Origin of the sequence: Acinetobacter sp. YH01010, assembly GCF_013420775.1 — a bacterium.
Taxonomy (GTDB): domain Bacteria; phylum Pseudomonadota; class Gammaproteobacteria; order Pseudomonadales; family Moraxellaceae; genus Acinetobacter; species Acinetobacter amyesii.
Genome location: NZ_VOYF01000016.1, coordinates 22,113 through 40,113, shown reverse-complemented (window position 1 = coordinate 40,113; position 18,001 = coordinate 22,113). Strand labels below are relative to the sequence as shown.

The 18,001-nt window shown below is 40.9% G+C and carries 17 protein-coding genes; 10 read left to right on the top strand and 7 right to left on the bottom strand.

Annotation, left to right across the window (positions count from 1 at the left end):
* Positions 1-976: MBL fold metallo-hydrolase (locus tag FTT77_RS13745; protein ID WP_218954089.1), on the bottom strand; the 976-nt coding region annotated here is incomplete at its 3' end.
* Positions 977-1,237: 261 nt separating this feature from the next.
* On the opposite strand from FTT77_RS13745, the gene FTT77_RS13740 reads away from it, so the two are divergent.
* The 3 genes from FTT77_RS13740 (at position 1,238) to lon (ending at position 5,080) form a co-directional block, all read left to right on the top strand.
* Positions 1,238-1,612, top strand: coding sequence for a diacylglycerol kinase (locus tag FTT77_RS13740; RefSeq protein ID WP_168378310.1), 375 nt, complete (start codon positions 1,238-1,240; stop codon positions 1,610-1,612).
* A gap of 306 nt (positions 1,613-1,918) precedes the next feature.
* On the top strand, positions 1,919-2,506 hold the full coding sequence (locus tag FTT77_RS13735) for a 5-formyltetrahydrofolate cyclo-ligase (protein ID WP_180026669.1): 588 nt from the start codon (positions 1,919-1,921) through the stop codon (positions 2,504-2,506).
* A 147-nt stretch (positions 2,507-2,653) separates the two neighbouring features.
* Positions 2,654-5,080, top strand: a complete 2,427-nt coding sequence (lon, locus tag FTT77_RS13730) for an endopeptidase La (protein WP_180026668.1) — start codon at positions 2,654-2,656, stop codon at positions 5,078-5,080.
* A 415-nt stretch (positions 5,081-5,495) separates the two neighbouring features.
* Here lon and FTT77_RS13725 read toward each other — a convergent pair whose 3' ends face one another.
* Positions 5,496-6,407: a M20/M25/M40 family metallo-hydrolase gene (locus FTT77_RS13725; protein ID WP_257224729.1), complete on the bottom strand. Its 912-nt coding sequence runs from the start codon at positions 6,405-6,407 to the stop codon at positions 5,496-5,498.
* A 203-nt stretch (positions 6,408-6,610) separates the two neighbouring features.
* Between FTT77_RS13725 and rlmH the strand changes: the two genes are divergently transcribed.
* The 4 genes from rlmH (at position 6,611) to FTT77_RS17620 (ending at position 9,496) form a co-directional block, all read left to right on the top strand.
* Positions 6,611-7,093, top strand: a complete 483-nt coding sequence (gene rlmH / locus FTT77_RS13720; protein ID WP_078189858.1) for a 23S rRNA (pseudouridine(1915)-N(3))-methyltransferase RlmH — start codon at positions 6,611-6,613, stop codon at positions 7,091-7,093.
* A gap of 136 nt (positions 7,094-7,229) precedes the next feature.
* Complete coding sequence (locus FTT77_RS13715; RefSeq protein WP_180109435.1) at positions 7,230-8,006, top strand: dioxygenase; 777 nt, start codon at positions 7,230-7,232, stop codon at positions 8,004-8,006.
* Positions 8,007-8,174: 168 nt separating this feature from the next.
* Positions 8,175-8,951 carry a DUF4377 domain-containing protein gene (locus tag FTT77_RS13710; RefSeq protein WP_180109434.1) on the top strand — a complete coding sequence of 259 codons (777 nt, stop codon included), beginning with the start codon at positions 8,175-8,177 and terminating at the stop codon, positions 8,949-8,951.
* 218 nt (positions 8,952-9,169) lie between these two features.
* A complete protein-coding gene (locus FTT77_RS17620) occupies positions 9,170-9,496 on the top strand; it encodes an META domain-containing protein (RefSeq protein ID WP_180007500.1) in 327 nt (108 codons plus the stop codon).
* Between the two features lie 80 nt (positions 9,497-9,576).
* Here FTT77_RS17620 and gdhA read toward each other — a convergent pair whose 3' ends face one another.
* A complete protein-coding gene (gdhA, locus tag FTT77_RS13700) occupies positions 9,577-10,923 on the bottom strand; it encodes an NADP-specific glutamate dehydrogenase (RefSeq protein ID WP_227591817.1) in 1,347 nt (448 codons plus the stop codon).
* Positions 10,924-11,253: 330 nt separating this feature from the next.
* On the opposite strand from gdhA, the gene FTT77_RS13695 reads away from it, so the two are divergent.
* Together FTT77_RS13695 and nth are read left to right on the top strand one after the other, a co-directional pair.
* Positions 11,254-12,048, top strand: coding sequence for an RnfABCDGE type electron transport complex subunit B (locus FTT77_RS13695; protein WP_180109433.1), 795 nt, complete (start codon positions 11,254-11,256; stop codon positions 12,046-12,048).
* A 2-nt stretch (positions 12,049-12,050) separates the two neighbouring features.
* On the top strand, positions 12,051-12,740 hold the full coding sequence (gene nth / locus FTT77_RS13690; protein ID WP_078192955.1) for an endonuclease III: 690 nt from the start codon (positions 12,051-12,053) through the stop codon (positions 12,738-12,740).
* 56 nt (positions 12,741-12,796) lie between these two features.
* On the opposite strand, the gene FTT77_RS13685 is transcribed toward nth, so the two are convergent.
* The 4 genes from FTT77_RS13685 to FTT77_RS13670 form a co-directional block, all read right to left on the bottom strand.
* Positions 12,797-12,994 carry a hypothetical protein gene (locus tag FTT77_RS13685; RefSeq protein ID WP_180003963.1) on the bottom strand — a complete coding sequence of 66 codons (198 nt, stop codon included), beginning with the start codon at positions 12,992-12,994 and terminating at the stop codon, positions 12,797-12,799.
* An 86-nt stretch (positions 12,995-13,080) separates the two neighbouring features.
* Entirely contained in the window at positions 13,081-13,740 is a 660-nt protein-coding gene (adk, locus tag FTT77_RS13680; RefSeq protein WP_078189866.1) for an adenylate kinase, read from the bottom strand.
* Between the two features lie 84 nt (positions 13,741-13,824).
* Entirely contained in the window at positions 13,825-15,141 is a 1,317-nt protein-coding gene (locus FTT77_RS13675; RefSeq protein WP_078189867.1) for a hypothetical protein, read from the bottom strand.
* 64 nt (positions 15,142-15,205) lie between these two features.
* The gene (locus tag FTT77_RS13670; protein WP_078192958.1) at positions 15,206-15,724 is read right to left on the bottom strand and encodes a hypothetical protein; all 519 of its coding nucleotides are present in this window, start codon (positions 15,722-15,724) and stop codon (positions 15,206-15,208) included.
* A 234-nt stretch (positions 15,725-15,958) separates the two neighbouring features.
* Here FTT77_RS13670 and mrdA point away from each other — a divergent pair, with 234 nt between their 5' ends.
* Positions 15,959-18,001, top strand: a complete 2,043-nt coding sequence (gene mrdA / locus FTT77_RS13665; RefSeq protein WP_180109432.1) for a penicillin-binding protein 2 — start codon at positions 15,959-15,961, stop codon at positions 17,999-18,001.

Below are 18,001 nucleotides of genomic sequence, written 5' to 3'. Positions count from 1 at the left end.
CTAAATTTAGCGGGTTCCAACGGAACTGACCATCATTCATTTCACTAATTTTACCAATACCCGGAAATGGTAAATGTGCAAATGCAACGAAGGTTTGCTCTTGAGCAAAACGTTTAAAAATTGCTAAACGAGTTTCACTGGCTTTGACCGGATCGACATCAAAATCGACAGATAACTTGGGTTGTTCAAACTGTAAATGATACGAATGAACCACATCACCGAGGATAGCAAAACTTTTAGCTTGCGACTTTAAGATAAAAGAATAATGCCCTGGTGTATGCCCAACACTCGGTAGTACTTCTAATCCATTAATCACAGAACCAACGCTAAAAGTCTTAAAACTCCGCATGGTTTGATAAGGCGCAATCGCAGCTTTAATTTTCGCAACAGTTGCTAAATAACCTTCACGCTTTTCAGCAGCTAAAGTGTCGACGGTGCTTTCACTTAACCAATACTGACTTTCTTGTTCATTGACGTAGATCGTTGCATTTGGAAACACAGCCTTACCTTGTTTCGCAATGCCACATGCATGATCAGGATGTAAATGGGTTAAGAAAACACTGCGTACGCGATTAAGCTTATAGCCAGCTGCTTCAATATTTTGTGCAATAGATCCTAAGTTCGGACCAAGACAACTGGCTGCACCACTATCAACAAGACTGATGCCACCTTGTCCATCATCAATCAGATAGGCATTGACACTGGTTTGTATGCCTTTGCTCTGATCAACCGCAAGCTTTTGAAATAAGGCACTGACTTCTTCTGGAGTTAAATTTTGTTTAAATAAATCAGGACTTAATTCGAGTGTCCCATCTTTTAAAGCAATGACTTTATATGCACCCACTTGGAAAGGATAAAATCCCATGGGCTGTGTCACATTCGTTTTGATTTCCGTTTGAATAACTGCCGGCTCTGCACTGACAAACTGGCTGGTTAAAAGTGTTGCTGCAAGCACAGCAAAACTAAAGTTTTTCATTGTTGACCTATATCACTTTTATTATTTCATGCAATGAAGCAAAGGCTTCAAAATTAAAAATTTTAAACGCCTGTATTGTGCCTGAAATTCAGGCAAATTTTAAGTCTAATAATGAATAAACATAGCACTAACTTGATACAGGCTTATGTAAATCCCCTTAAATTTTTAGGCCCAATAAAATAAAAACTGAATGCAAGAAAACTTTAAGCTTGGCATGCTATATTTTCGCCAGTTTTTAAATCTATACGTCTGTACAGTGCTATGAGTGAAATTTCCCCGTTTAAAGGCAAATCTGGATTTAAACGAATTTTAAATGCAACGCAATATTCCCTCGACGGATTCAAAGCTGCTTATCAAAATGAAGCTGCATTTCGACAAATTGTCTGGATGAATATTGTGCTTATTCCTACCAGTTATTTTCTCGATGTGAGTCGTGCTGAACATGCCCTTATGGTAGTGGTGTGCTTATTTGCCTTGATAGTTGAGTTATTCAATTCTGCCATTGAAGCCGTTGTCGACCGCGTATCTTTAGACAAGCATCCACTTTCTAAAATTGCAAAAGATATGGGGAGTGCCGCTCAATTCGTTGCTTTAGCAATTATCTTTTTTACTTGGTTTATTATCCTTTTGCCTTAAATAAAGGCTGTCTCACTCTATTTGCAGGGTTATGCCCTGCTTTTTTTAATTCCTTATTTCTGTTTTTTAAGTAAAATTTACGCGTCCCTATGCACATCTACTGATCCATCGAAATAAGCCAAAAATTCAAACTATGAAATCATTGGCTTAAACAAGATTAGAGGGGGGAAAATAGATACACATTCATTGAGCAGACCGCTTCTTAAGGACGCTTTTACAAGAAAAGATAAAACCTATTTTTTCGGACTTTTAAGCTTGAACACGTTAAAATGCCTTTGAGAATTTTGTGCTACTTTGAAATGAACCATGACTTTGAGCACCACCAGCCTTCGTAAACAACTCCGTAAGCAGCGTCGTAGCCTAAACCTATGGGAGCAACGACAAGCTGAACAACAAGTCCTACAGCGCTTAATCAGACATAGTTATTTTAAGCGCAGTCAGCATATAGGCGTTTATTTACATGCATTTGGTGAAATTCACACTCAAAAGCTTATCCACTACTGTTTTTCGCATCAAAAACACGTGTATTTACCCATGATTTGCAACATGAATCAGCAACTGGTTTGGGTTGAAATCTCACGTCATCAATACATTAGTAAACGTTTTTCTCATCACCCACTCGGTATGAAAGAACCCATGGCAAGTCGTGGGAAGCATGTTTCTCATCTTGACCTTTTAATTATGCCCTTGCTCGCTTGCGACAAGTACGGCACACGTATTGGTATGGGGGGTGGCTTCTACGATAAAACATTAGCAACAGCCCACTCTACCCCCTACCGTTTAGGACTTGGTCATGATTTTCAACTCATTCAAGACTCTTTGGTCCGAGAGGCATGGGATCAACCGCTAGATGGCTTTATTAGCCCATCTCAAACTTTAAGCTTCAAACGTTAATTTGATATTCTTGACACTGAGTTACACTTATAAATCACATATTTAGTCATTTTTTATACATTTTAATTGGCATGACCCTTGTAATTTAAAAAATACACATCACTATAAAAAACATGGCAACACCGTTGTCACTCATTAGGAGTGCCCATGTCTGAGATTATTATGAATGAAGAAAGCTTGGAAACTACAATTCCGAGCGTATTACCGCTCTTAGCGCTACGAGATGTGGTTGTATATCCTCACATGCAAATTGCACTGTTTGTGGGTCGTGAAAAGTCGATCAATGCAGTCAATGTCGCACGTGACAGTGACAATCTTGTATTCGTAGTTGCACAAAAAGATTCGCTTACAGAAGAAATTGATCACGACAATTTATATCAATACGGTACTGTCGCGAAGATTGTGCAAGTTGTGAATCATGAGAATGATGAAAACTGTATAAAAGTACTGATTGAAGGCTTATATCGTGCCAAGTTAGAAAAAATTATCGATGCCGATGATTACCTGACTGCCGAGCATTCATTAAGCCCAATGACGGTTTCTGTTGACTCAGAAACTCAGAATAATCGTGTGGAAGAATTACGCACCTTATTTGCTCAATATGCAGAAGCAAAATTGCGTAACGCACGTGAATTGATTGCAGCAGCCAATAAAATTGATGATTTGCTACAATTATTATTCTTCGTAGCAACACGCGTGCCTTTGAATATTGATGTAAAACAAAAATTCTTAGAGCATGATGAATTTGAAGCACATTTAGCTGAGCTCATGACGTATTTATTACAACAGTCAGAAGAGCAGCAAATTGAGCAAACCTTACATGATTCTGTGAAACGCCAAATGGAAAAGAATCAGCGTGAATACTTCTTAAATGAAAAAATGAAGGTCATTCAACGCGAACTTTCTGATATGAATGGCGGTGGTGAGGATGACGTTGCAGAAATTGAAAAACGTCTAACTGAAGCCGATTTACCTGAACATGTACGTAAAAAAGCTGAAAATGAGTTCCGTAAGCTAAAAGCAATGCAACCTGCTTCGAGCGAAGCTGCTGTCGTGCGTAACTATCTAGAAGTTATTTTAGATACGCCTTGGAACAAAGCCAGCAAAGTCAGCATTAACCTTGCGAAAGCTCAAGACATTCTTGATGCCGATCACTATGGTTTAGACGACGTGAAAGACCGCATTGTGGAATACCTTGCTGTTCAATCACGTGTGAAAAAACTTCGCGGTCCAATTCTTTGCTTAGTTGGTCCCCCAGGTGTAGGTAAAACTTCACTCGGTGAATCTGTTGCCAAAGCAACTGGTCGTGAATTTGTCCGTATGGCGCTTGGCGGCGTGCGCGACGAAGCTGAAATCCGTGGTCACCGTCGTACATATATCGGTGCGATGCCGGGTAAAATTGTGCAGTCTTTGACTAAAGTTGGAGTAAAGAACCCACTGTTCTTACTCGATGAAATTGACAAAATGGCGCAAGACTATCGTGGCGACCCTGCTTCAGCATTGCTTGAAGTCCTAGATCCATCACAAAACAGCAAGTTCAATGATCACTACTTAGATCTTGATCTAGACCTTTCTGAAGTGATGTTCATCTGTACTGCAAACAGCATGAATATTCCAGAAGCTTTGCTTGACCGTATGGAAGTGATTCGTCTACCGGGTTACACCGAAGATGAAAAAGTGAATATTGCTGAACGTTACCTTGTTCCAAAAGCCATCAAGAACAATGGTCTACGTGCGAAAGAATTAACCGTTCACGAAGAAGCCATCCGCGATATCGTACAACGTTATACACGTGAAGCCGGTGTGCGTAGCTTAGAACGTGAAGTATCTAAAATTGCACGTAAAGTCGTGAAAGAAGCTGTTAGTAAGAAATCGAAAAATCTTCAAATTGAAGTGAATTCGAAAAATCTTCCTGACTACTTAGGTCCACACAAATTCGACTTCGGTATGGCCGAAGAAGAAGCTGAAGTGGGTCGTGTAAATGGCTTGGCATGGACATCTGTTGGTGGTGAACTGCTAACGATTGAAGTTGCGGCAGTAAAAGGTAAAGGCAAGTTCATTACCACCGGTTCTCTTGGCGATGTCATGAAAGAATCGATCACAGCAGCGATGACCGTTGTACGTACCCGTGCAGATGAACTGGGTATTGAAGCGATTCGCTTTGAAGAAACTGATGTACACGTGCATTTACCAGAAGGTGCAACACCGAAAGATGGCCCATCTGCTGGTCTAGCCCTAACTACCGCACTTGTTTCAGCGTTTACAGGCATTGCGATTCGTCCAGATATTGCGATGACCGGTGAAACCAGTCTTGGTGGCCGTGCAATGCGCATTGGTGGTTTAAAAGAGAAACTTCTCGCTGCTCACCGTGGTGGCATCAAGCTTGTCTTTATCCCACAAGATAACGTTCGTGACTTGACTGAGATTCCAGACAATGTCAAAGAAGGTCTAGAAATTAAACCAGTGAAATCGATTGATGAGATTTTACCTCTAGCCTTGGTTGATATGCCTAAACCTCTTGCAAAGACACCGATTGTCAAAGCAACTGAAGGTGGCAAAGCTGCTCGTCACTAAGCGCTAACAACTCGCAATAAAAGAAAAAAGCCCTGTTTCGACAGGGCTTTTTTTATCCATTATTCATACTGAATATTCTAAACTTGTCGTTCAAATCCATCGCTATGACAAGACTCAAGACAATAGCTACAACCTTTAATTGGATAACTATTTCAAATTCGACGTCAAGATCAGTAATAGCCAATAAGAAAGTCTTACAAAATTTGCATGCTATTACTTGAAATATCTCCCTCTATCCCACATATATAGTAGAGAGATATACGCGCTGTATGTTTCTTTATTGGTTCCAATCACGTTTAAAAGCGTGATGATCATTGGAACAAGATGGTCATCTGCATCTCCAGGTAGATGACCTTTTATCGCAGTCCACAGGCTTTCGGGGCTGCGTTTTTTATGTCATGTTTTTAAAGACATGCTATTTCAAATTTAAAATGGTTTTCACTAAACCATCGATCACTTGAGCCATCTTGTCTAAGTTTAATTTATCCAAGGTATCTTGCTCGGTGTGATAGTGCTTATTACGATAAAATGCCGTATCAGTGATCATCATCGCCGGCATATCAAATTGCCAATAATTCATATGATCTGAAAAATCCACACCCTGAATAAATGAGGGTGAAATCAAGCGTTCACATTGCAACTGCTTCAATGACTCCATCGCAGCACAATACGATGAGGTTAAGTCACGAGACTGAATATTCCCCACCGATGCAATAAAATTCGTATGTGATGGATAAATCCATTTCAGTCCAACTGGATATTCTTGGGTGACTTTGGGATCAAAATAACCAATCATTTCCAGAATATACACACCTGAAATTTTATCCTTTTCCTTTGCTACCGATTTTGCATGGATAAAACTGCCCATCGACTCTGTTCTAAAATATGGCGGTTCTTCGAGGGTATAAAATACAAATTCAATATTTTGTTTTAAACGCGCTTTTTCAGCCGAAAGAATCCGAGCAGCTTCGAGTACACCTGCAACGCCAGAAGCATTATCATCAGCGCCATGCTGCTCCTCAAATACATCGTAGTGCGCACCAACGATCACTCGGTTGCTATGCCCTGCATTTAAGGGACAGACCACATTACGGTATGGCTGGCTGTTTACGGTATAGGTTTGAAAACGACAATTCACACCAAATAAACGCATCTGCTCACGAATCCAAGCAGACACCCGGTTTAACTCTTGAATGTTCTTATAGTTACGATATTCAGCTTCATTACCAATAATTTGTTCTAAATAGACTTTTAAATTATCTGGTTCAGCGGTTCTAATATTGTTGGCATACGCCGCAAATGAACACCATCCAAAAATTAAAAGCATTGCTGCTTGCTTGAACAAAAATAATTTACCGTCCTGCCATGTTTTTTTCATTGTTATTATTCCAATTTTCATCTTTGATCTAATCTGTTTATGCTGCGTATTTAAACAGCAAGCAGAACACGATTTCAATTGCAAATTGTGTCTGACCATACAAAGCTCAAGCGAACCGTTATAATGCTCTTTTGTATACTTTCAGGCGCTGTATGAAAATTCGTATTCTGACAATCGGTCAAAAAATGCCAGCATGGGTTCTGACGGGTTTTGAAGATTATTTCAAACGTATTCAGCCTTTTGTTCAAACGCAGATCATTGAATTGCCTATGGCTAAACGTGGCAAGAACGACTCAGAAGCCGACATTTTAAAATACCGTCAAATTGAAGGTGACAGCATTTTAAATGCCATGAAATCGAATGAAGTGCTGATCGCCTTAGAAGTCGGTGGTCGAGAGTTCAGTACCGAAAAACTAGCTGAAACCATGAAAGGTTGGATGCTTGAAGGCAATGATGTGGTTTTAGCCATTGGTGGGCCAGATGGACATTCTGAAGCAGTACGTAAAGCTGCAGCATGGCATTGGTCTTTGTCTAAACTAACTTTGCCGCATCCAATGGTTCGTGTCATGCTCATCGAACAGCTCTACCGTGCAATGAGTATTAACCATAATCACCCTTACCATCGTGCGGGTTAATCCGAACTGACTCCAGTATCTACAGCAAGTACAGCGTTGCAACAATGAAACAAACCGTTGAAATTATCCGAATTGTTACGCTGAATAATTTAGTGCATGATCATCATATTCCTTTAAACAACCAACGGCGACCGCGATGAATTTACAAACACTTCCAGGTTTATTTATTTCCCATGGCTCACCTATGCTTGCCATCAATCCTGAGCAAGTCGGTCCTGCGTTGGAACGTTTAAGCCTGAATCTTCCAAAGCCTGAAGCCATTATTATTATGTCCGCGCATTGGGAAAGTAACGCACTAGAAGTAAGTACCAATGCCCGTCCTGAAACTTGGCATGACTTCCGTGGCTTTCCTGCGGAACTTTATGATATCCGCTATCCTGCACCGGGTAACCCAGCGCTTGCTGAAGAAATCCTTCATTTGCTTGCCAATGCAGGATTACCTGCACATGCCAACAGCACCCGTCCACGCGATCATGGCGTTTGGATGCCGTTATTGCATATGTATCCTGATGCCGACATTCCTGTAATTGAAATATCACTGCCGATGACCATGTCTGCGCAAGAGATCTATAAAATTGGACAAACGCTTGCCCCTTTACGTGACAAGCAAATCCTGTTGATTGGATCGGGCAGTATTACTCATAACTTACGTGAATTGGCTTGGGATGGTCGTGCCGCAGCCGTGCCTGAATGGGCGTCTACATTCCGTAATTTTGTGGTCAATAAGCTCACTCATCAAGATTTTGATGCAGTTCTCGATTGGCAAAATATCCCGTTTGTACAACGCAACCATCCGACCATTGAACATTTTACACCCATCTTCTTTGCGATGGGTACAGGCCCCCGCTTCTCTATTGTTCACAGTAGCTTTAGTATGGGTTCACTCGGTATGGATATTTATCGTTTTGATTAAACGTGAATAAAACGAGATAGCTTGACTTATTCATAATTTATATTAATAAGTTAACAAATTATTATTTATGGATACATTTTGCTACTTATTTGAACTGAATGTATTCATATTTTTTTAAAATGAATGGGTTAAGCTACAGGCTGAAATTCACTTAGAACAGTTAGCGTAATGAAATTAAAATTTTTAGCGATCGCCCTCTTCCCTTTAGCCCTTGCTGCATGTCAATCAAGCGATATCCAAAAAGCTGGAGATTTAGCCGTGAGCGTATTACAACAACAAAATGCTGATAAAACTTTAGCTTCATATCAATGGAGCACCACCACTGAAAATGCACCAAAACCTTTAGTTTTAAATTTTCTAGAAAATGGCACCTTGGGTATTTCAACCAGCTGTAACAGCATGTCAACCCAATGGAAAGTGGAACACAATACCCTCGTGACAGGCAACATTGCATCTACCATGATGGCGTGTCCTGATAATGCGATGAAACAAGAAGGTCTTGCATCTTCACTATTTAGTGACCGTAAAGCACCTTTTGTTTTAAATACTACAGATCCACAAAATCCAACGTTAACCATTATCTCTGCAACAGGTGAGAAACTGGTGTTCACTGGAAAATTAACACCTGAAACCCAATATAACTCACAAGGCGAAACGATTTTCCTTGAAATCAGCCCAGAAACGAAACAATGCACAGGCGTTGCTCCACAAACTTGCTTGCAAGTGCGTGAAGTGAAGTACGATGAAAAAGGCCTAAAAACACAAGTTGATAAAGACTGGACCTTATTTTACGATCAAATTGAAGGCTTTAAGCACACACCTGCAGAACGTCAAATTATTCGCGTAAAACGTTTTGAACGTAAAAACCCTGCTGCTGACCAATCAAAATATGCCTATATTTTTGATATGTCAGTCGAACGTGAAGCCGTAAAAGGTACCTTGTAAGTTACAGCCTATAAAAACCGAGGTCATCGCCTCGGTTTTTTATATCTACACAACCGCAAACGCTGATTGGATATGCATAGTATTCAAATCACAATGTGCTGTTCAGCCAATGCTTTCGCGATGTGAACCTAAAGTTACTACAAAGCCCCAATGCCCTGCCTGAATTCATCGTGATGAATCACAATCAACAGACCTATATTTTTAAAGGCATACAGTGAATTACTGATTTACGCGATTTTGAAGCAGAACAATTAACTCAAAAGACGTGGGTTCTCGTAGAGAATAATGCTCTAACCTCCCAAACCACACTCACATTCAACAATGCCCCTGTGACATTTTTTAGCAGCTGTAATCACATTGGCCGCAATTATGATGTAGAAAAGCATACTTTGCGTTTTATAGGAGATGTTGGGAGTACTCTGAAGTTCCGCCCACAGTTACATCAGCTAGGGCTTCATATTAAAAGTTTGCTCAGCCAGCCCTTAAATTTTCACTTCAGTGTTATGGATAGCGAAATCCAACTTCCCCTGATGAGCACTAATTAACAATCCAATATATTCCAAACCATTAAGCTATAAAAAAACCGAGGCAGAAGCCTCGGTTTTCAGTTCAACTTACGGAGAACTTAGTAAACGCCTTGAGCAAGCATTGCGTCAGCAACTTTTACGAAGCCTGCAATGTTCGCACCGTTTACATAGTTCACAGTACCATCTTCTTCAGTACCGTATTTCACGCAGTTGCGGTGAATTTCTTTCATGATCGCGTGTAGACGCTCGTCAACTTCTTCGAAAGTCCAACCCAAACGAATTGCGTTTTGAGACATTTCAAGACCAGAAGTTGCAACACCACCTGCATTTGAAGCTTTACCTGGTGCATAAAGAATTTTCGCTTCAACGAATTTCTCAACTGCAGCCAAAGTAGATGGCATGTTTGCGCCTTCAGCAACACAGATTACGCCATTAGCAAGAAGAGCTTCAGCATCAGCTTCATCTAATTCATTTTGAGTTGCACATGGCAGTGCGATATCACATTTGATTGACCAAGGGCGTTGACCTTCTAAATATTCAAAACCGTGCTTAGATGCAAATTCAGAAATACGGCCACGCTTAACGTTTTTCAATTCCATTACTTCAGCAAGAAGTTCAGTTGTGAAACCGTCTTTCACGTATACAGTACCAGCTGAGTCAGAAAGTGAAACCACTTTCGCACCTAAGTACATTGCTTTTTCAGCAGCGTATTGTGCAACGTTACCAGAACCCGAAATCGTTACAACTTTATCTTTAAAGCTATCGCCACGAGTTTTTAGCATTTCCTCAGCGAAATACACAGTACCGTAACCAGTTGCTTCAGGACGCGCAAGTGAACCACCGAAAGTTAAACCTTTACCAGTGAACACACATGCTGTGTCATTGCTTAATTTTTTCATCATACCAGCCATGTAGCCAACTTCACGGCCACCTACACCGATGTCACCCGCAGGGATGTCAGTGTTAGAACCAAGATGACGGTATAATTCGATCATTAATGCTTGGCAGAAACGCATGATTTCGCCTTCAGATTTACCTTTAGGGTCAAAATCTGAACCACCTTTACCACCACCCATAGGAAGTGTAGTTAAAGCATTTTTGAAAGTTTGTTCAAAACCTAAGAATTTAAGAATTGAAAGGTTCACTGATGGGTGGAAACGCATACCACCTTTGAATGGACCAATTGCTGAGTTGTATTGAACACGGAAAGCACGGTTAACTTGAGTTTGACCTTTGTCATCTACCCATGAAACACGGAACTGAATTGCACGCTCAGGCTCAACAAGACGTTCTAGCAAACCGTAGTCAGCATATTGTGGGTTCTTTTCGATGAATGGCCAAAGGCTCGTCATCACTTCTTCAACAGCTTGAAGAAATTCAGGTTGATGTTCATCACGTGTTTTAACGTAGTCTAGGAAGTCGTTAAGGCTGTTATATTTCAACACTTAATCCTCAGCAGATGTATGGATCAAAATTGATCACAATTTTGATCAAAGATATATTTTGGCGCAAAATATTAAATATCTTTTGTAACTAATCAGCAATAGTTTTTTTAAAAAATCTTTAAATTCTTTAAAGAACAGCGATTTAAATTGATTAATCAGATATTTTAGTTATAAATATTATTACTTTTAGGAATGTTTTAATGAATTATTTTGCTCATTTATGATGCATCTATAGACCCATTTTTGCGCACAGCAATTCATACTGAAACATGCTAGAATTCAACGTCCTCTTCGGTTTTTCTCTGCCTTCATTTGTACTCGCGACTACCCATGACTTCTGAAATTTCCCTCATCCAACAAATTGATGCCCTATTGCCACAAACTCAATGTGGACTTTGTGGGCACCGTGACGGCTGCTTACCCTATGCCAAAGCCATCAGTGAAGGAGAAGAAGCCAATAAATGTGTACCTGGTGGTCAACCTGTGGCAGATGCACTGGCAGCGTTATTAAATCGATCACACTTAATTGCAGAAGCCAGTGTTTGGCCCATCCAAAGTGATGGGCGCCCGCAACGGGTCAAAGCCGTGATTCGTGAGGATGAATGCATTGGTTGTACCAAATGTATTAGTGCCTGCCCTGTTGATGCCATTATTGGCTCAGGCAAATTGATGCATACGGTCTTGACGGATTTATGTACGGGCTGCGAACTCTGCATCCCACCTTGTCCCGTGGATTGTATCGACCTTGTCGAAGAGCTTGATCAAGTGCCATCTGAAGCCGTTCGAATAGCAGAACAGAATGATTTACGTCGCCGCTACTATGCACATATTCAGCGTGAGGAAAAGCGCCGAATTCATCGTAAAGGCCCTATTGTACGCGCAGAAATTGATACGGAACTTTTTGCCCAATTTTCGACCCAGACAGACTCAGTACCGGTCATTGAAGTCGTGGAAAAACCTGCTACGCCAGTCGTTCAACTCGATGCAAAAACCACCATTGAACTTGCAAAAATTCGTACACAAATTAAGAAATTAGAAAAACAACTGAGTGTTCAAGAAGATGCAAAAAAACGTGAATTACTCCATACGCTAACGCTACAACTAACACAACTGCAAGGGGCTTAATCATGGCTGTTAAAAACATGACTAAGAAGCAAATTCAAACTTTTTTTGAACGCTTACGTGAGCAACGCCCCAACCCGAAAACTGAACTCAATTATAGTAGTCCATTTGAACTTTTAGTGGCTGTTACCCTATCTGCTCAGGCCACAGATGTCAGTGTCAACAAAGCCACAGATAAACTTTTTCCAGTAGCAAATACTCCTGAAGCTATTTATGCGTTAGGTGTTGACGGACTGAAGGAATATATCAAGACCATTGGCCTGTATAACTCAAAAGCGGAAAATGTCATTAAAGCCTGCAAGATTCTCATTGAGAAGCACAACAGCATCGTTCCGAATAATCGTGCAGATTTGGAAGCCTTACCCGGTGTCGGTCGTAAAACTGCAAATGTGGTGCTGAATACAGCTTTTGGCCAACCGACCATGGCCGTTGATACACATATTTTTCGTTTAGGTAATCGTACAGGATTGGCTGTCGGCAAAAATGTTTTGGAAGTCGAACACCGACTCGTCAAAGTTATCCCCAAAGAGTTTATTGTTGATTCACATCATTGGTTGATTCTGCATGGGCGTTATACCTGTATTGCCCGCAAACCCAAATGCAATGAATGTATCGTGTCTGATGTATGTAATTGGCCTGACCGTTTTGACTTTGGCGCATTAAGACCGATTAAAACCACCCAAATTGAAGATTAATCTCTTCAATTTCGGGGTAGATGGAATTTGTAAGAATCAATTGATCGAGTTGATGCTTAATTTTTATCTTGTTCTTTTTGTTTTTTATCAAGCTCTTGCTGCAGCTTTGGATGTAAGCGATATTGCTTCGGGCTCAGTTTAGCTTGCTCTGCTTCTTCCACTTGCACCTTACGCAACATTTTAAAGCTGACAAATAATAAGCCCAATAACACCGCTACAGCGATGATGACCATTATAACCAAAGCAAATTTCATAACAGATTCGCCCTAAAAGCCACATAAAAAAAGAGTCCCACTATGCAGTAGGACTCTTTGATTGTCAAAAATTCAAAAAAGCTGAATTATTTAGACTGATCTAAAATCGCGAACAAATCAGTTTGAACTTGATCGATTGGACGAAGACCATTTAATTTGTCATAAGTCGGTGCGTTTTCGCCAGAAGCTGCACGACCTTGGTAGAAACCAACCAATTGCTCAGTTTCAGCGTGGTAAGAACCTAAACGCTTACGAATTGTTGCTTCTTGGTCATCCGGACGTTGAACAAGGTCTTCACCAGTTTCGTCATCTTTACCTTCCACTTTTGGTGGGTTGTAAACGGTGTGATATACACGACCAGATGCTGGGTGTTGACGACGACCAGATAAACGTTGAACGATTTCTTCGTCAGGTACATCGATTTCAATCACGTGATCGATGCTGATCCCTTCGTTTTCAAGCGCTTCAGCTTGTGGAATCGTACGTGGGAAACCGTCGAAAATGCAGCCGTTGACACAGTCAGGTTGAGCAATGCGTTCTTTTACAAGACCAATAATAAGCTCATCAGATACAAGGCCGCCATTGTCCATGACGCTTTTAGCTTGTAGACCTAATTCAGTACCTTCACGAATCGCAGCACGGAGCATATCACCGGTTGAAATTTGTGGGATATCGTAGCGCTTACAGATCAACTGAGCTTGTGTACCTTTACCTGCTCCAGGTGGTCCGAGTAATATAATGCGCATAAAAAAACATCCTCATTTTAAACATTGTATATGACGCTATGTAGTGATCTGAACCCAAGATTCAGATCGTCTTTCAGCATCTAATTATAAGAAAGCCACAAACAAATGTATTGTACCCGCGATAAAACCGGTTACACCACCCAAGACAATTAAAATCCATTCGTCTTCCTGAAATGCAGGACGTAATAGATTTTGAAATTCTTTCGGTGTTAGCTCACGAATACGGTCTCTAAACATTTGAAAGATTTTCTGTGCACGGCTCGCATTAAACGCAGGGTCGCATACAGGCACCATCGTAATTTCAATTGAGCGATCGATCAAGTCTGTCTTGAGTTTTGCGTACTCTTTTGGACCTAAAGACAACTGTAATGAGGTACGAACCAGTGGAGATTCCATAATTTCATTAATATGACGTTTCACAATGCGACGGGTCTTATCTTTCTTCCCGCCATACATCATTTCGGTCATGATAGATTTTAACGTAATTAGGTCTTCTGTGACTACACTTGCGAATACATCTGAAACTTCTTCTTGGCGTTTCATAAACGCCCCTTGAACATTGTACGTTCCAATACGTGGAATCACAGGTTTAATCCAAGGGAATTTACGATCTTTAGTTAATTCAAATAATTGCAAATACTTAACAGGGTGCGGCTCAATTGGATTAAATACCATCCAGATGGCAATCCAGTTGGTCAAAAAGCCCCATATTGCTGCCCAAAATGGAACCGTCCAATGCCAAGGCACCACAAACCAAACAACCATCTGGAAGATACCAAAGAACATCCCAATCAAGGCACTAATATGCCAAATAAAGTTGATTTCTTTTTGGCCAACTTTAAGGAACATCCGCACCATCAAGAGACGATCCGCTTCCATTTGACTCACCACCATTTCACGCATGTCAACAAGTGACTCTACGTTCATGGTCAGTTCGGTCACGAGTTCTTTTAAAGTATTTGGCAGCTGTTTATGTGCTTGGGCATAAATACGGCGTTTGATCGAATACGGTAGGTTTTCCCAAAGCACCGCATTTCGGTCTAGCATGACCTCATCAATCAAATGTTCAAGTTCAAAGCCAACTTGTTCACCAATGATGCGCGCCATGTCCTCAGGATCCATTGCATCTAAAAACTCGCGCAAGGAACCCAATTTAGACAATGTATTATCCGTAATAATGCCAGAAATACGTCCAGCTTTTCTTGGCACAATCCCCTGCCATCCTACGGGTAATGGACCTAAATGGAATCCCCAAAAAGTAATCGGGTAAAATACCATTTTCAGTGCCATCCAAACGTGTGCCCAGGTAACGAATGCGGTAACGGGGATAATACTCAGCACAGCCCAAAAATCGGGACGTTGCAAAAAGGTTTGCCACAATTCGTTAACGTACTCAAGCATGCATAACTTCCATATTTAATTTTATTCAGTGAGTGCGGTTATAAAATAAAGTTGATTATTTTCACTACAAACCAAAACTTAAAGTATATGAGATTTGTAGTCTCGGTTCGGTTTCCACAATCACATTACCTGATTTGTCTTCTAATTTTTCACCCGCACCCAAGCCTACACTAAACGTACTAATACGCTCGGCACTCAACATCACATAAGCAAGATCGATACCACCACCTAAACGCGCTTCATCTTCACCATCTACTTTCTTGGAGTCGATGTGGCCCGCATAAGCTCCGATATAATAACCATTTTTATCTTTGCCAGTGAAATGAACTGGGTAACGAAAGCCGACTTGCCCACCAGGTGTTTTATCATCGTTCAAGAAAACACCAGCTTTTGCATAGGCAATGCCATATGGGTTTACCCACTCACCATTCACGTGAATAATTTTTTGAGTAAAACCTGCTCCAACATTCCATGGTTGATAACCCTTACCTGTTAACTTTGCCTCAGGTAAAAATGAATTGTCATTGGCATGTGCGATGCTTCCAAGCATCATAAATGCAAGCAATGGATATAATTTATTCATTGTTTTCACAAACTTCCTTAGTATTATTTTTTGGAATATTCCTTTTTTATACGTTTCGACTTTAGCAGAATAATATGAACTGTTATACACAAAGCCCCATAATTTTCATGTCTGCAAAGTCAAAATATAGACTGCAATCACAGCAGAGTCGTTTTTATTTATCAAAAAAATGTCAGTTGCGCTAGAATATGCCTCTTCCGTTATTTTAGCTCTCAGCCTTTAAGTCGAACGCGTATGAAGCAGCATTATCCTTTAAAAAATGTCCAGCAAGAAAAGCGGATTTATCGTAATCGCGTGGTGATTTCGATAGGGATTGTCTCCTTCTTTATGCTGTTGCTTGTGGCACGTTATGCATATTTGCAAATCAAGAGTTATGAGACCTTTTCAACTGCTGCAGATCAAAACCGAATTCGACTGCAACCACTTGCACCTTCTCGTGGTTATATCTATGACCGTAATGGCGTGTTATTAGCCGATAATTATCCGGTTTTCTCAGCAACCATGAGCCGTGCGGATGTTGAAGATATCGATGATACTGTTGAGCGCCTAACACCCTTATTAGAGCTTACATCTGAAGATATCGAACGCTTTAAAAGTCGAATTAAAACCTCTAAAAAGACTGAACGTGTTTCGATTAAACTGAATTTAAATGAAAATGATATCGCCCGTTTTAGTGAGGTGAAATATCAATTTCCGGGTGTCAATATAGAGACCCAAATGACTCGCTACTATCCACATGGCGAACTGTTTGCCCATGTGATTGGCTACGTAGGTCGTATTAATGACAAAGAACTAAAAACGATTGATAAAGATTTATACGCTGGCTCAAACCTGATCGGTAAAATTGGCGTTGAAAAATCATACGAAGAACTTTTACATGGTATGCCGGGAAATGAGTCGGTTGAAGCCGATGCCTTTGGTAATGTGTTACGACATCTAGGTCGTAAAGATCCGATTCGTGGTAATGACTTATATTTATCCCTAGATTATGGACTGCAAATGGTCGCTTCAGAGCAGCTTGCAGATCGACGTGGTGCAATTGTGGCGATTGACCCACGTACTGGGGAAATTCTTGCTCTTGTGTCCAGTCCTAGTTTTAACCCCAATTTATTTGTTACTGGCATTAGCAGCAAAGATTATTCTGAACTACGTGATAGCCTCGATCAGCCATTATATAACCGTGCTGTGCAAGGGGCTTATCCACCGGGTTCAACGATTAAGCCAATGTTTGGTCTAGGTGGTATTCATTATGGTCTAGTGGATTGGAGTACAGCCATTTCCGATCCGGGCTATTTCACGCTTCCGGGTGACAGCCATCGTTTCCGTGACCACAAAAAAACTGGTCATGGCTCAGTTAATTTACACAAAGCTCAAGTCATTTCCTGCGATACCTATTTCTATGTCTTGTCCTATCGTATGGGCATTGAAAAAATGAATACTTGGATGCGTCAGTTTGGCTTCGGTGAAAAAACCGGTGTAGATTTACCAAGTGAAAGTACGGGGCTATATCCAAATCCTGAATGGAAGCTCCGCACACGGAAGTCCAACTGGCTTAAAGGTGAAACCATTTCTGTCAGTATTGGTCAAGGTGCATTTACAGCAACACCATTACAACTGGCGATGGCAACTGCCATTACCGCTAATCAAGGCTCTCATGTTACACCTCACGTTTTGCGTGAAAGTAAAGGCTCTAAAGTCCACAAAGTCCATAACGCCCCGAATGGTCGCATTCAATTTAATGGTAAGCCAGATGATTGGATCAAAATGCGTGATGCCATGATTGATGTGGTTCAAACAGGGACCGGTCGTGGTATTCGTACCCCAATGTATCAAATCGCAGGTAAAACAGGCACCGCACAGGTTAAAAGTATTGCCCAAGGTAAACGCTATAACGAATCTTTATTGACAGAGCGTCAGCTTGACCATGGTTTATTTGTTGGTTTTGCCCCTGCGGAAAAACCTGAAATTGCGATTGCCGTCGTTTGGGAAAATGGTCGTCACGGTGGTTCTGCTGCTCAAATTGCTAAACCAATGTTTGACTACTGGTTATTAACACGTAAAAAGAATCCAATTCGTCCTGCAGGCCATCAAATTAGCGGTGGTCTCATGACTGCGGGTCTAAAACCGAGTGAGTTACCAAGCGGCTCTAATATTTTATCAGCCGATCCAAATGCGAGCCCAACAGCTCAGCAGAACAACAGTGCCACTCAACAACCGAATACTGCAAATACAACACCTCGTGCTGCCAGTGCCGCACATACAACCGATGAGGAATAA